This is a genomic window from Lactococcus sp. S47, from assembly GCF_016517475.1.
Classification (GTDB): domain Bacteria; phylum Bacillota; class Bacilli; order Lactobacillales; family Streptococcaceae; genus Lactococcus; species Lactococcus lactis.
In genome coordinates this window covers 249,687-262,936 of the sequence record NZ_JACVUB010000002.1, presented here as the reverse complement: position 1 = coordinate 262,936, position 13,250 = coordinate 249,687, and the positions used below count along the sequence as shown (strand labels likewise).

At 36.3% G+C, this 13,250-nt stretch carries 13 protein-coding genes and 2 pseudogenes; 14 read left to right on the top strand and 1 reads right to left on the bottom strand.

Going from position 1 to position 13,250, the window contains the following annotated elements; genetic code table 11:
• Positions 1-151 (top strand): annotated as a pseudogene (locus tag IAE52_RS03725) (UDP-galactopyranose mutase); the annotation flags it as partial.
• 54 nt (positions 152-205) lie between these two features.
• Here IAE52_RS03725 and IAE52_RS03720 read toward each other — a convergent pair.
• The gene (locus tag IAE52_RS03720; RefSeq protein WP_080735905.1) at positions 206-2,065 is read right to left on the bottom strand and encodes an RICIN domain-containing protein; all 1,860 of its coding nucleotides are present in this window, start codon (positions 2,063-2,065) and stop codon (positions 206-208) included.
• 380 nt (positions 2,066-2,445) lie between these two features.
• On the opposite strand from IAE52_RS03720, the gene guaB reads away from it, so the two are divergent.
• The 13 genes and pseudogenes from guaB to IAE52_RS03655 all read left to right on the top strand — a co-directional run bounded on the left by guaB (position 2,446) and on the right by IAE52_RS03655 (position 13,185).
• Positions 2,446-3,927: an IMP dehydrogenase gene (guaB, locus tag IAE52_RS03715; protein WP_003129822.1), complete on the top strand. Its 1,482-nt coding sequence runs from the start codon at positions 2,446-2,448 to the stop codon at positions 3,925-3,927.
• Positions 3,928-4,102: 175 nt separating this feature from the next.
• Complete coding sequence (yqeH, locus tag IAE52_RS03710; protein WP_014571938.1) at positions 4,103-5,278, top strand: ribosome biogenesis GTPase YqeH; 1,176 nt, start codon at positions 4,103-4,105, stop codon at positions 5,276-5,278.
• 69 nt (positions 5,279-5,347) lie between these two features.
• A pseudogene (locus IAE52_RS11685) lies at positions 5,348-5,850 on the top strand (NUDIX hydrolase).
• An 83-nt stretch (positions 5,851-5,933) separates the two neighbouring features.
• Entirely contained in the window at positions 5,934-7,178 is a 1,245-nt protein-coding gene (hflX, locus tag IAE52_RS03700; protein ID WP_010905219.1) for a GTPase HflX, read from the top strand.
• A 45-nt stretch (positions 7,179-7,223) separates the two neighbouring features.
• Positions 7,224-7,538: a ribosome assembly RNA-binding protein YhbY gene (yhbY, locus tag IAE52_RS03695; protein ID WP_200136664.1), complete on the top strand. Its 315-nt coding sequence runs from the start codon at positions 7,224-7,226 to the stop codon at positions 7,536-7,538.
• A gap of 46 nt (positions 7,539-7,584) precedes the next feature.
• Positions 7,585-8,184 (top strand): nicotinate-nucleotide adenylyltransferase, encoded by a 600-nt coding sequence (locus IAE52_RS03690; RefSeq protein ID WP_012897052.1) that lies wholly within the window; start codon positions 7,585-7,587, stop codon positions 8,182-8,184.
• Positions 8,177-8,767, top strand: coding sequence for a bis(5'-nucleosyl)-tetraphosphatase (symmetrical) YqeK (yqeK, locus tag IAE52_RS03685; protein WP_017864046.1), 591 nt, complete (start codon positions 8,177-8,179; stop codon positions 8,765-8,767). The genes IAE52_RS03690 and yqeK overlap by 8 nt, the downstream gene beginning before the upstream one ends.
• A 45-nt stretch (positions 8,768-8,812) precedes the next feature.
• Complete coding sequence (locus IAE52_RS03680; RefSeq protein WP_023163692.1) at positions 8,813-9,238, top strand: GNAT family N-acetyltransferase; 426 nt, start codon at positions 8,813-8,815, stop codon at positions 9,236-9,238.
• Between the two features lie 165 nt (positions 9,239-9,403).
• Positions 9,404-9,763 (top strand): ribosome silencing factor, encoded by a 360-nt coding sequence (gene rsfS, locus IAE52_RS03675; protein ID WP_109990591.1) that lies wholly within the window; start codon positions 9,404-9,406, stop codon positions 9,761-9,763.
• A gap of 100 nt (positions 9,764-9,863) precedes the next feature.
• Positions 9,864-10,598, top strand: a complete 735-nt coding sequence (locus IAE52_RS03670; RefSeq protein ID WP_021210976.1) for a class I SAM-dependent methyltransferase — start codon at positions 9,864-9,866, stop codon at positions 10,596-10,598.
• Positions 10,599-10,648: 50 nt separating this feature from the next.
• Positions 10,649-11,818 carry a nucleotidyltransferase gene (locus tag IAE52_RS03665; RefSeq protein WP_058206198.1) on the top strand — a complete coding sequence of 390 codons (1,170 nt, stop codon included), beginning with the start codon at positions 10,649-10,651 and terminating at the stop codon, positions 11,816-11,818.
• A gap of 69 nt (positions 11,819-11,887) precedes the next feature.
• Entirely contained in the window at positions 11,888-12,313 is a 426-nt protein-coding gene (locus IAE52_RS03660) for a hypothetical protein (protein WP_014570363.1), read from the top strand.
• Positions 12,314-12,468: 155 nt separating this feature from the next.
• On the top strand, positions 12,469-13,185 hold the full coding sequence (locus IAE52_RS03655) for a YebC/PmpR family DNA-binding transcriptional regulator (protein WP_010905223.1): 717 nt from the start codon (positions 12,469-12,471) through the stop codon (positions 13,183-13,185).
• Positions 13,186-13,250 lie beyond the last annotated feature (65 nt).

Here is a 13,250-nt window from a genome sequence, read left to right as displayed (position 1 = left end):
TTTTAGAAAATATAAAGAAGAGACTAAAAAATATCCAAATGTTATTTTTGGTGGTCGCTTAGGCAATTATCAATACTATGATATGGATCAGGTCTTTGGAGTAGCTTTAAAAGCAGTTGAGAAAGAATTTAAAGATTTAGATAAAAATTGAATCTTATTTAATCAATAAAAAAAACTCGGTGGAGATTATTCCACACGAGTTTTTTTATTTTATAAGTTGCCATTGTTGAGCTTCTGTATAGTTTGAGTCGTATAACTGTAATGGCGCATTTGGAGAATAGTTCCCATTTTTGATATCCAAACTTTTTCCAGAATTGGCATTTTTAATTCTTATTCCAGAAGAGAATGAAGTAATTATCCATTGCTGTGCCATGGTTCCATTTCTTTGATAAAGCTGTACTTTAGTGCCGTTGCTCAGATTAGCACCTGCACCTTCTATACATTTTCCAGAATTTGGATTTGAAATTTCGTAATTCCCATTTGAAAGTTTTGTGAACTTCCAAAGTTGAGCTGGTGTATTATTTTCGGAATAAATTTGAATTTGTGTCTTATTTGCGCTATTATTTCCAGCAAGATCAACAAAAAGAGGATGAGTAAGATTTTTAATACGATAAATTCCATCGGTGACAGGCGTTGGAGTACTTGTATTAGTGAAAGACCAACTTTGAGCAAGAGTATTATTTGAAGCATATATTTGTAATTGTGAACCATTATTATAAGAATTTGCTGGAATATCAATGGCTTTTCCTGCAAGTTTAGATAGAATAGAATATCCTCCAGAACTATTTGGCGCGATAACCCATTGTTGGGCATCGGTTCCATTGCCTTGATAAAGATTAACTCGAGTCCCATTAGCTGTTGCAGCGGCTTTAATCTCTAAATATTTTCCTGATTGAGGATTCATGAAAGTATAGTAGCCGTTACTCAAACGTGTTACTTGCCAAATTTGAGCTGCAGATCCATTTTTACTATAAGTTTGAATTGTAGAATTATTTACTACACCACCTCCACTAATATCTATCGCTCTGTTTGCAGATGATATGTTATAGATACCATTAGCTACTAAATTATCTCCGGGAGGAATGATAGAATTATCGGGGGGAGTTGTACCAGATGATGCAAAAAAATTACTATAATCAATTGAAGTATCAACAGCATTGGCTTTTAAGTTAGAGGTTCCTTGATAATACATCTGACTTGTATATTGCCAAGCGCCATATTGTGTATTTTGTAGATTACTAGAAGATGGTTTTCCGTAAAGATATTGGGCAGCCCATAGGTTTTTGGGACCTCCTAGGGTATTATAATTCATTTGACAAGTTGCTGTATTTGTTCCAATCCATGAAGCAGAGGTATAAAACTTTGTGTTGCTATAACCATTTCCTTTTAGGCTGTTAGCAAACTGTACCCCAGCTGTTGCCCAATCAACTGTTACTGGGTTCGGGCCGATGATATTTCCAGAACCATCTCTATAAGGTTGCTCACAGTCCATAATCATTACAGTGTTGCTAGCTAATCCAAAAGATTTAGCTACCTTTGCAAAGTATGCGGCTTCCTGTATAGCTAATGAATTTGCAGTACTTTGTGAATTGGCTCCTGTTAATCGTGCATAGTGATAGACTGCAACGTTTAAGCCGGCATTTTGAGCCATTTTAATTTGATTAGCAGCATATGGATTTGTATAGTTGGTTCCTTCAGTTAGTTTAACAACAATTGATTGGACACCCGATGCCTTAAGAGAATTAAAGTCTGCTTGTGTCATCCATGATTGGTAGCTGGCAATATCCACAGCATCTTTTCTTGGCAGGGTGTTATCATCAGACTTGAGATCAGAAGGAACATTGGCAGCTGGAACTGCTGCAAAAGATCGTGCTCTGATACTGGGAGTAGTGGTAGAAGAATCACTGGTATTCTCTTTTGAAGCTTCTTGACTTTGTTCTTGCTCGATGTAATGTCCCATTGGTGTATTATCTGAACTAATAGCATCTTCAGCTAATACTGGTTTCGCAAATAGTAGCCCAGAAAAGAGCATTAAGGAAATAATATAAGATTTTTTCAGTTTCATTTCTAAAATTATTGCTTTCTTTTGATGGTGTAGGATAAATAAGAGTTCTTATCATATTTTACAATGATAAGAAGAATAGGATGTTGCATTTAAGTAAAAAAAAATTAACAATTTAACGGCTTTGTTTTTCTTTGATTTAAAATGTAATTTTAAGTTGTTTTTTTTGCCTTTCATAATATATGTTACCATATTTAAGGCAAGTTTATGAAATAATAAGGTAATTATGAGTTTAAATTATGCATATTTTTTATTTAATCTGTTTTCTACTGTTGAAATGCTTTGGGAATAGTGGTAGAATAGTAAAAATAAAAAATTGGCGAATGCCATAGAAATATAGCTATATTGCTTATATATAGCACGATAATGGAGGAATATTTTCGATGTCAAACTGGGAAACTAAGTTTTTGAAAAAGGGATTTACTTTTGATGATGTATTGCTGATTCCAGCAGAGTCTCATGTTTTACCAAATGAGGTGAGTATGAAGACAAAGTTGGCTAAAAATTTGACTTTGAATATTCCAATTATCTCTGCTGCCATGGATACTGTAACTGACTCAAAAATGGCTATTTCAATGGCGCGTCAAGGTGGACTTGGTGTAGTTCATAAAAATATGTCTGTTGAGGAACAAGCTGAAGAAATTCATAAAGTGAAACGTTCAGAATCTGGTGTTATTACAGATCCGTTTTTCTTGACTCCAAATCATAAAATTGAAGAAGCTGAAAACTTGATGGCAACTTACCGAATTTCTGGTGTACCAATCGTTGATACGCTTGAAAATCGTAAATTGGTGGGGATTATTACTAACCGTGATTTGCGTTTTATTACGGATTATAATCAACAAATCAAAAATATGATGACTTCTGAAAATCTGATTACTGCTCCGGTTGGAACAACTTTAGATACAGCTGCTCGTATTTTGCAAGAGCATAAAATTGAAAAATTACCTTTGGTTGATGAAGCTGGTAAATTGGCTGGTTTGATTACAATTAAAGATATTGAACGGGTGATTGAATTCCCAAATGCTGCTAAAGATGAGCAAGGTCGTTTGCTTGTTGCTGGAGCAGTTGGTGTATCTTCTGATACTTTTGAGCGTGCGGAAGCTTTGTTCGCTGCAGGGGCTGATGCGATTGTTATTGATACGGCTCATGGACATTCAGCTGGTGTTTTACGTAAAATCCGTGAAATCCGTAATCATTTCCCAGACCGTACTTTGATTGCTGGTAATATTGCTACTGGTGAGGGTGCTCGTGCTTTGTTTGAAGCTGGTGTTGATGTGGTTAAAGTTGGGATTGGTCCTGGTTCTATCTGTACGACTCGTGTTGTTGCTGGTGTAGGTGTTCCGCAAATTACAGCCATTTATGATGCGGCAAATGTGGCGCGTGAATTTGGTAAAACAATCATCGCTGATGGTGGGATTAAATATTCTGGTGATATTGTTAAGGCGCTTGCTGCTGGAGGAGACGCTGTTATGCTTGGTTCAATGCTTGCAGGTACTGACGAATCTCCTGGAGAATTTGAAATCTTCCAAGGTCGTAAGTTTAAAACTTACCGTGGAATGGGTAGCTTGGCAGCAATGAAAAAAGGTTCTAAAGACCGTTATTTCCAAGGGGCTGTTAATGAAGCTAACAAACTTGTTCCAGAGGGAATTGAAGGACGTGTGGCTTATAAAGGAACAGCGACAGATATCGTTTTCCAAATGCTTGGCGGTTTGAAAGCAGGAATGGGATATACTGGTGCGGCTGATATTACTGCTTTGCATGATTCAGCACAATTTATCGAAATGTCTGGTGCTGGTTTGAAAGAATCACATCCGCATGATGTACAAATTACTAAAGAAGCACCTAACTATTCTGTACAATAAAAATTACTGACAATAATTCTGTCAGTAAAAAAAGGGAATTGACAAGTTGTCGTTCTCTTTTTTATTTTGAAATTTACTGACAGAAAAATTTGTCAGTAAAAAGATGATAAAAATAGGTCTTTTATTATAGGAAAAAAGGCTAAAAATGCTGTTGAAATGTGGTATAATAAGCAATATGATTGAAAATGAAAATACAATGGAAGATTTGTACTGTATTGGTTGTGGTGCAAAAATTCAAACTGAGGATAAAAATGCACTTGGCTTTTTGCCTGCGGGTGCTTTGAAGAAAAAAATAGCTGAACGCGACCAAATGGAAGCTGTTCAGGCTGGAGATGAGGGAAGCGAAGCTTCTATCAAAACTGAGGATTTATACTGTCAGCGTTGTTTCCGCTTGCGTCATTATAATGAGATTGCACCGACAAGTTTGACGGATGCAGATTTTTTGCGTTTACTTAAAGAAATTGGTCAACATGATGCTTTGATTGTCAATGTGGTTGATATTTTTGACTTTAATGGCTCTTTGATTCCTAACCTTCATAAATTGACTGGTGGAAATGATTTACTCATGGTTGCCAATAAACGTGATGTTTTACCAAAATCACTAAAAGTCGGGAAATTAACTGCTTGGTTGAGAGAACAAGCGGCTTCACGTTCGCTTAAACCTAAAGATATTTTAGTGACCTCGGCTCAAAATAAAGATGATGTGGCTGAATTGATGGAAGCTATTGAATACTACCGCCGTGGGCGTGATGTCTATGTGGTTGGGGTAACGAATGTTGGTAAATCAACTTTGATTAATGCAATTATTAAATCAGCTTCAGGTTCTGAGGATGTGATTACAACTTCACGTTTCCCTGGGACAACTCTTGATAAGATTGAAATTCCGCTTGATGAAGATTCGGCATTGATTGACACACCGGGGATTATTCACCGTGGGCAAATGGCTCATTATTTGGAACCAGAAGATTTGAAATACGTGTCACCGCGTAAAGAAATTAAGCCGAAAACTTATCAGCTCAATCCTGAACAAACATTGTTCTTTGGTGGTTTGGCACGTTTTGATTTTATAAGTGGCGAACGTCAAGGAATGACGGCTTATTTTGACAATGAAATCAACGTTCATCGGACGAAACTTGAAGGTGCAACTGAATTTTATGAAAAGCATAAAGGAGAACTCTTGGCTCCTGCTTTAGTTGGTGCTAAATTGGTTCGTCGTGAGTTTAAAATTACTGACAAATCGGATATTGTCTTTTCTGGTCTCGGCTGGGTTCGTGTGCCACAAAAAGCAGTTGTGGCAGCTTGGGTGCCAGAAGGTGTGGATGTAGTTGTTCGTAAGGCTTTGATTGGGTAAAGAATATTCACAGTTTGTCTTGTAAAATTACTGACAGAATTTCTGTCAGTAAAATCTTGGAGAATTAAAATGGAAGAGACTAGTCAGGATATTGGTTTTACGCGTAATAATCAGTGGTTTCGATATCGGGCAGCTGGAATTATTATTAAAGATGATACTGTTTTGATGGTTGGCAATGACCACAATGATTATTATTATTCGGTTGGTGGTGCCGTGCAACTGGGTGAAACGGCCGAGGAGGCTTGTCTGCGTGAGCTTTATGAGGAAACTGGTTTACAACTTGAAATCGAAAGATTAGCTTTTATCCATGAAAATTTTTTTACAGGTCAGGAAAGTGATTTTTTAAATAAGGTCAATTGTATGAATTGAGTTTTTATTTTCTGATGAAACCACTGACAGAAAATCTGTCAGTAAAATCGGAGAGTTTTGGGACTGATGGGAGCAAAGAATTTTTGAAATGGATTCCAATTGCTGAGTATAAAAATTACAAAGCTTTCCCGACATTCTTTGCTGACGAGCTGAAAAATCTGTCAGTAAATTCTCAAATCAAAAGAATTGTGACAACTGAATAAATAAATGAGCAGAGTTTGGTTCCATAACAATTTTAGACTAAACTCAGCTGACAAAAATAAAAAAGGAAAATTTTACTAAAAATTTGATAGATTTAGAAGAAAAACAAGAAAGAGTTCTCCTTGCAGGAGTGGAAACAGCTGAAAATTTTCAGGCTTTTGAGTCATCAATGATTGAACTTGCTGAACTGACAAAAACAGCTGGCGGCTTGGTTATTGACCAATTCACTCAAAAAAGAGAACGTCCAGATAGTCGGACAATGATTGGTTCTGGAAAATTAGAACAAATGCGTTGGGCGATTGAAGTGGGTGAAATTGATACGGTTATTTTCAATGACCGCTTATCACCAAGGCAAAATGTCAATTTAGAAGAAGCTTTGGGTGTCAAAGTCATCGATAGAATGCAATTGATTTTGGATATTTTTGCTATGCGTGCGCGCTCGCATGAAGGAATGCTTCAAGTTGAAGAAGCCCAGCTCAATTATCTTTTGCCTCGTTTGGTGGGACAAGGGATTATGCTCAGCCGTCAAGGTGGGGGAATTGGTTCTAAAGGGCCGGGTGAAACCAAGCTTGAAACAGATCGACGTTATATTCGCACTCGAATTGAAAACATTGATAAAGCCCTCAAAAAAGTTGAAAAAACAAGGGAAAATATTCGTCAAAAACGCTCAAAATCAGGAATTTTTCGGATTGGTTTAATTGGTTACACCAATGCCGGAAAATCCAGCATTATGAATGCTTTAGTTGGGCTTGATAAAGAACAATATGAGCAAAATGAACTTTTTGCGACTTTGGATGCCACAACAAAAGCAGTTAAATTGGTTGAAGATTTTACGGTGTCACTGACCGATACTGTCGGTTTTATCCAAAACCTGCCAACAGAGCTGATTAAAGCATTCAAATCAACACTAGAAGAATCAGCTAATGTTGATTTACTGATTCATGTTGTGGATGCTAGCAACCCTCACCATGAAATTCATGAACAAACAGTATTAAAAATCATGGAAGATTTGAAGCTTACCAATATTCCTGTGCTGAATGTTTATAATAAAATGGATATAGCACCAAGTGATTTCTTGCCAACTTTATCGCCAAGTTTACAACTCTCAATTAAATCTGAAAGTGGCGTGCAATGGCTGAAAACAGCAATTTTGGAAAAATTACATGAACTTTTTGATGCTTTTGAGTTAGAGTTACCATACGAAAAAGCCTATCAGTTACCTGAATTACGAAAAAGTGCCTTGGTGCAATCAGTGGTTGAGGGTGAAAAAGGATATCTGATTAAAGGATTGATTGCGCCTGAATTGAGTTGGAAATTACCCAATAACTAAAGGTTGCTCGGAAATTTTAAAAATAGAAATAGGAAAAATTAAATCATGGAAATGAACGGAAAACAAAAACGCTACTTGCGTAGCTTGGCAGTTAATATTAAACCAATTATTCAAATTGGCAAAAGTGGTTTGTCTAATGAAATTTTGACAAGCATTCGTAATGCTGCTGATGCACGTGAACTAATCAAAGTTAATATTTTACAAAACTCAGATGAAGTGGCAACAGATGTGGCAGAAGCAATTGAAGAAATGGGACTTGATGTGGTTCAAATCATCGGTCGAAATCTCATTGTGTTTAAAGTTTCTGACCGCAAAGAAAATCGCAAAATTTCGGTTGAAGTTAAAAATATTGTGAAATAAAGTGTTCTAAAAAATAATCAAAGACTAAGATATAATGGGTGAACAAATGGCAATAGATTTATTGACTCCTTTTACAAAGGTAGAATTAAAAGCTAAAGAAGACGAGAAACGACGGGCAATCGGACTTTTTTGGGGTAATTTTAATCCTGTTCATGTTGGCCATTTGACAATTGCTGACCAAGTGCGCCAAGAACTTAATTTGGAAAAAGTTGTCTTTTTACCAGAACATAATACTGACGGGCATGTTGCAGCTATGCTGACCGCAGCTATTGAAGATTGTCCTGGTTTAGAAGTAGACGCTTGTCGCCTGAAAGCTAAAGATGGCGCTGATATTTATCAAACGGTACTTGAGCTTCATGAAGAAAATCCAGATTGTGATTTTTATTTTATTATCGGTGGTGACATGATTTCTGGTTTAGCTCATTGGGCACATATTGATGAGTTATTAGAATTAGTTCAATTCGTTGGGATTCGTAGGCCTCGTTATCGGGCAGGAACTTCTTATCCGATTATGTGGGTGGATGTTCCAATGATGGATATTTCTGGAAATTTGATTCGGGAACAATTGCACCGTGGAATTAAACCACATTTTCTTTTGGCGCCGAAGGTTTTAGATTACATTTTGAAAGAAGGCTTATATGTTTGACTTTTATCCAGAAGTGAATTTATCAAGAGAAGATTTGTTAGCGAAAATTGCTAGCATGGTCAAAAAATCACGTTTTGAACATATGCTCGGTGTGGAAAAAGCAGCGATTGCGTTAGCGCAAAAATATGAAGTTGACCCGCATAAAGCAAGTTTAGCTGGACTTTTACATGACTATTGTAAAGAAGTGGATGATGAAACTTTTCTAGCCTTGATTGATAAATATGGCTTAGATGCTGATTTGAAAAATTGGGATAATAATATTTGGCATGGAAAAGTCGGAATTTATAAAATGCGTGAAGATTTCGGACTTGAAGATGAAGAAATTTTAAGGGCGATTGAGATTCATACGGTCGGAGATAAAGAAATGTCTGGTTTGGCTAAGGTGTTGTATGTAGCAGATTACATTGAGGAAGGTCGAACATTTCCTGGGGTCATTGAAGCTCGTGCCGTTGCTAATCAAGATTTAAATCAAGCAGTTGCTTTTGAAACCATGCGTTTGGTTGAGTATTTGGCAGAACGTCGTTTGACCATTTATCCTCAAACTTTTGAAGCCTATAATGCTTTTATTGGTTATTTGTCTTGAAATATCGTTAGAGATAAACTGTTTATTATGAACAGAGGAAAATGAATGATTAGAAAAGCTGAAATGAAAGATTATCTTGACATTGCTCGCCTTTCTGGAGTACTTGGTTATCCAATTTCTGAAGTGGCTGTCAAGAAAAATCTTGCACGTATTTTAAAAGATGCTGACCATGAATTTCTTGTTTTTGAATTGGGAGAAAGAGTGACAGCTTTCATCGAAGCGGAAATTTATGCTCCGGTTTATGCTGAACAAGTGATGCTAAATGTTTTAGGTTTAGTTGTGGATGAAAAAAATCAAGGACAGGGAATTGGTGCTCAATTACTTAATGCCTTAGAAGAAAAGGCTAAAGCGAGAGAGATTAAAGTTATTAGACTGAACTCCGGAGTGCAAAGGCATGAGGCGCATCAATTTTATGAACATCAAGGTTATACCAGTAATCATTCACAGAAGCGTTTTTTAAAATTTCTCTAAAAATAATGAATATAACAGGCAACTTTTGGTTGCTGTAACTTTTTATGTTAAAATAAGTGGGTCTAGTTTTTACATTTGATTGTAAAGGATCTAGAGAAAATGAATAATAAATCTTAAAAAGATTTTTAATGAATAAAAAGAGGCAAAAAGTCTCGGAGGAAAGAATTGGATTCAAAAAAATTACTTGAAGTGGTTGTAAAAGCAGCCGATGATAAAAAAGCACTTGATATTGTGGCCTTAGATATGTCTGAAGTGACATTTGTTGCAGATTATTTTGTGATCATGGAAGCAATGAATAGCCGTCAGTTAGATGCAATTGCTGATAATATTGCTGAAGCGGCTGAACTTGCTGGAGCAAAAGCAGCAGGTCATATTGAAGGCGATGCAAAAACAGGTTGGATTTTGATTGACCTTGGTGATATCGTAGTCAGTGTCTTTGGACATGATGAACGTGGACACTTTAATTTAGAAAAACTTTGGTCTGATGCACCAATGGTAGATATTTCTGGATTTATGGCTGAATAATTAATAGCTTTGTCGGTCTTACTGACAGAGCTCTTATTTATTTTAAAATTTACTGACAGCCCTATTAAAAGAGCTGTCAGTAATTCTAGAAAGGGCTGAAATGGTATTTTACGAAGATTTTTCGAGAGTCTATGATCAGGTCATGGACCAAGAACTTTATGAGCAATGGCTTGATTTTACAAAAAGACATTTACCAAAAGAAACAAAATCAGTTTTTGAATTAGCTTGTGGCTCTGGTGCTTTATCAGTTCGTTTGGCCCAAGAAGGCTACAAAGTGACTGGACTTGATATTTCTGAAGAAATGTTAACTTTGGCCAGTAAAAAAGCTCGACAAGCTGGTTATCAACTTGATTTTACTGCTGGAGATATGCGCGAACTTTCTGGACTTGGAAAATTTGATGCGGTAACTTGCTATTCTGACTCACTTTGCTATTTGGAAAATTTGGATGAATTACAAGCTACGTTTGATGGTGTTTTTGAAATACTAAATGAAGGTGGAACTTTTATTTTTGATGTGCATTCAACTTATCAAGTAGATGAAGTTTTCCCCAATTACTCTTACCATGAAAATGCGGAAGATTTTGCTTTTTTATGGGACTCATTTGGAGGAGAAGTTCCACATTCTATTGTCCATGAATTAAGTTTTTTCATTCAGGGTTCTGATGGGAAATTTACAAGAAAAGACGAAGTTCATGAAGAACGGACTTATCCAATCGACGATTATCTCGCACGCTTGGCAACTGCTGGCTTTAAAGAAGCGATGGTCTGTGCAGATTTTACTGACGAGGCGCCGAGCGAAGAAAGTGCGCGTTGGTTCTTTGTCTGTAAAAAATAATCGAAAAAATATTTCTGTCAGTTACTGACAGATTTTTTTAGAGGTAGAAAATGAATAAGATTACAGGAATTATTGCCGAATTTAATCCATTTCATAAGGGACATGAATATCTTTTGAACCAGATTGAGGGCATAAAAATAGTAGCCATGTCAGGGAATTGGATGCAGCGAGGTGAGCCTGCTATTTTTGATAAATGGACGAGAGCTCAAATGGCTTTAGCTTGTGGTGCTGATTTAGTGGTTGAATTACCTGTCACTGTTTCGGTACAGGCAGCTGATTTTTTTGCAAGTGGTGCTGTGGCTATTTTAAAAAATCTTGGAATTACTGACCTGGCTTTTGGTTCAGAATCAGCAATTGATTATAATGAAATTGCTGATATTTATGAAAAAAGAGGGGGGGAAATGGAAAGTTACATTCAATCATTAGCTGACCAGCTTTCCTACCCTGAAAAAACTCAAAAAATGTGGCAGCATTTTACGGGAATTGAATTTGACGGGAACACACCAAATCACGTCTTAGCTCTTGCCTATGCTAAAGCAGCGGCAGGTAAACAAATTAATTTACAAGCGATTAAACGCGTCGGAAAATTTCATTCACTAGAGCTGACAGAAGGATTTGCTAGTGCAACCGCACTCCGTCAGGAGTTATTTTCACTGACAGAAAGGCAAAATTTACTGACAGAGCAAACTAATCAATCTGTCAGTAATAAATCGGTGCTGACAGACTTGTCAGCAATAAAAAATCATGTTCCGTCAGCCATTTTAGCGGCTTATGCAAGTCCAAAAACTAATTGGGCAGCTTATTTTCCACTTCTGCAATATAAAATTCGAGTTGATGAGCACTTGGAAAATATTTTTCAAGTCAATCAAGAACTTTCTGTCCGCTTAAAAAAGGCGGTCAAATCTGCTAAAAATTTTGATGAATTGGTCGAACAAGTTTATACCAAACGTTATACGAAAGCACGTGTTCGTAGGCTTTTAACTTATATTTTGTTAAATATTCCAAAGCAGTTTGATTTACCAGAACAAATTCATGTGCTAGGCTTTTCAAAAACTGGTCAAGAAATTTTAGCTCAAAATCGGGGAAAAATTATCAGTAAAATTGGGCAAAACCCATGGGACAACTTGACACAAAAAGCTGATGAAATTTATCAATTAGGAAATGTTCAATTTGAAGAACAAAATTTTGGTCGAAAACCAATTCGTTCATCAATCAGATAGACATTTACGATAAATATTTGTAAATAACGTAAAAAATATGTTATGATAAAAAGAAAAGGAAATTTTATTATGACTGAAAAAAGCATGAAGAATCTTGTCAAAGTGACGGGGATTCTTAACATCATTGGTGCTGCCTTGGTTGTGCTTTCAACCATCGTTTCAATGGCTTCACTATCGCAAGCACTCAATTCAACTGGTTCAAACAGCTTTGAAGCCGGATTTAATGCAGCAAATTCTGGACCTGCTATGTTTATCAAAATTATTATTGGGTTTGTAGGAATAGCAACATTTATCCTTGCGATTATTTTACTTCGCCAAAATAGAAGATTCAATTTGAGCAATGCAGCAGCAATTTTAACACTGATTGCAGGAATCTTTGCTTGGGTTATTATATTTGTTTCGCTTGTTTTATGGATTATTGCTGCCGTGTTCTTATTAAGAATGAAAATAAAAGAAGGTGAAGAAAACTCTAATGAAATTTCCTCACAAGAATAATCCCTGATGAAATTAAAGTAAAATCCCGTAAAATCGGGATTTTTTTGATTTCTCATAGACGAGCCTTTACAAATTGTGATATAATATGATAGAAAAAATCATGCAGATTAATCCTCTGCCAATAATTTAAATAAAATTTCAAGGAGATTATTCCAATGGGACGTAAATGGGCCAATATTGTTGCTAAAAAAACCGCTAAAGACGGTGCAACTTCTAAAGTATATGCAAAATTCGGTGTTGAAATCTATGCCGCTGCTAAACAAGGTGAACCAGATCCAGAATCAAATTCATCATTAAAATTCGTTATTGAACGTGCCAAACAAGCGCAAGTTCCAAAACACGTCATTGATAAAGCCATTGACAAAGCCAAAGGTGGCGGAGATGAAACCTTTGTTCAAGGCCGTTATGAAGGATTTGGACCAAATGGTTCAATGGTTATCGCCGAAACTTTGACTTCAAATGTTAACCGTACAATCGCTAATGTCCGTACTACTTTCCACAAAAATGGTGGGAATATCGGAGCAGCCGGTGCTGTCAGCTATATGTTTGACAATACAGGGGTGATTGTTTTTGAAGGAACTGACCCTGACCATATCTTTGAAATTTTGCTTGATGCTGAAGTTGATGTTCGTGATGTGACCGAAGAAGAAGGAAATATTGTTGTTTATACAGAACCAACAGACCTTCATAAAGGAATTGCAGCACTTAAAGAAGCTGGAATTACTGAGTTCTCAACAACAGAATTAGAAATGATTCCTCAATCAGAAGTTGAACTTTCACCTGAAGATTTAGAAATCTTTGAAGGACTCATTGATGCTCTTGAAGATGACGATGACGTCCAAAAAGTTTATCATAACGTTGCAAATCTCTAATTTGAAAATAAAAAATCTGTCATTAAGGCAGGTTTTTTTATTTATAAATTTGATATAATAAAAGC

Excerpts from the sequence above, each read along its gene's own strand:
- IAE52_RS03720 (WP_080735905.1), bottom strand. The coding sequence starts at position 2,065 with ATGAAACTGAAAAAATCTTATATTATTTCCTTAATGCTCTTTTCTGGG.
- guaB (WP_003129822.1), top strand. The coding sequence starts at position 2,446 with ATGTCAAACTGGGAAACTAAGTTTTTGAAAAAGGGATTTACTTTTGAT.
- yqeH (WP_014571938.1), top strand. The coding sequence starts at position 4,103 with ATGATTGAAAATGAAAATACAATGGAAGATTTGTACTGTATTGGTTGT.
- yhbY (WP_200136664.1), top strand. The coding sequence starts at position 7,224 with ATGGAAATGAACGGAAAACAAAAACGCTACTTGCGTAGCTTGGCAGTT.
- IAE52_RS03690 (WP_012897052.1), top strand. The coding sequence starts at position 7,585 with ATGGCAATAGATTTATTGACTCCTTTTACAAAGGTAGAATTAAAAGCT.
- yqeK (WP_017864046.1), top strand. The coding sequence starts at position 8,177 with ATGTTTGACTTTTATCCAGAAGTGAATTTATCAAGAGAAGATTTGTTA.
- IAE52_RS03680 (WP_023163692.1), top strand. The coding sequence starts at position 8,813 with ATGATTAGAAAAGCTGAAATGAAAGATTATCTTGACATTGCTCGCCTT.
- IAE52_RS03670 (WP_021210976.1), top strand. The coding sequence starts at position 9,864 with ATGGTATTTTACGAAGATTTTTCGAGAGTCTATGATCAGGTCATGGAC.
- IAE52_RS03665 (WP_058206198.1), top strand. The coding sequence starts at position 10,649 with ATGAATAAGATTACAGGAATTATTGCCGAATTTAATCCATTTCATAAG.
- IAE52_RS03660 (WP_014570363.1), top strand. The coding sequence starts at position 11,888 with ATGACTGAAAAAAGCATGAAGAATCTTGTCAAAGTGACGGGGATTCTT.
- IAE52_RS03655 (WP_010905223.1), top strand. The coding sequence starts at position 12,469 with ATGGGACGTAAATGGGCCAATATTGTTGCTAAAAAAACCGCTAAAGAC.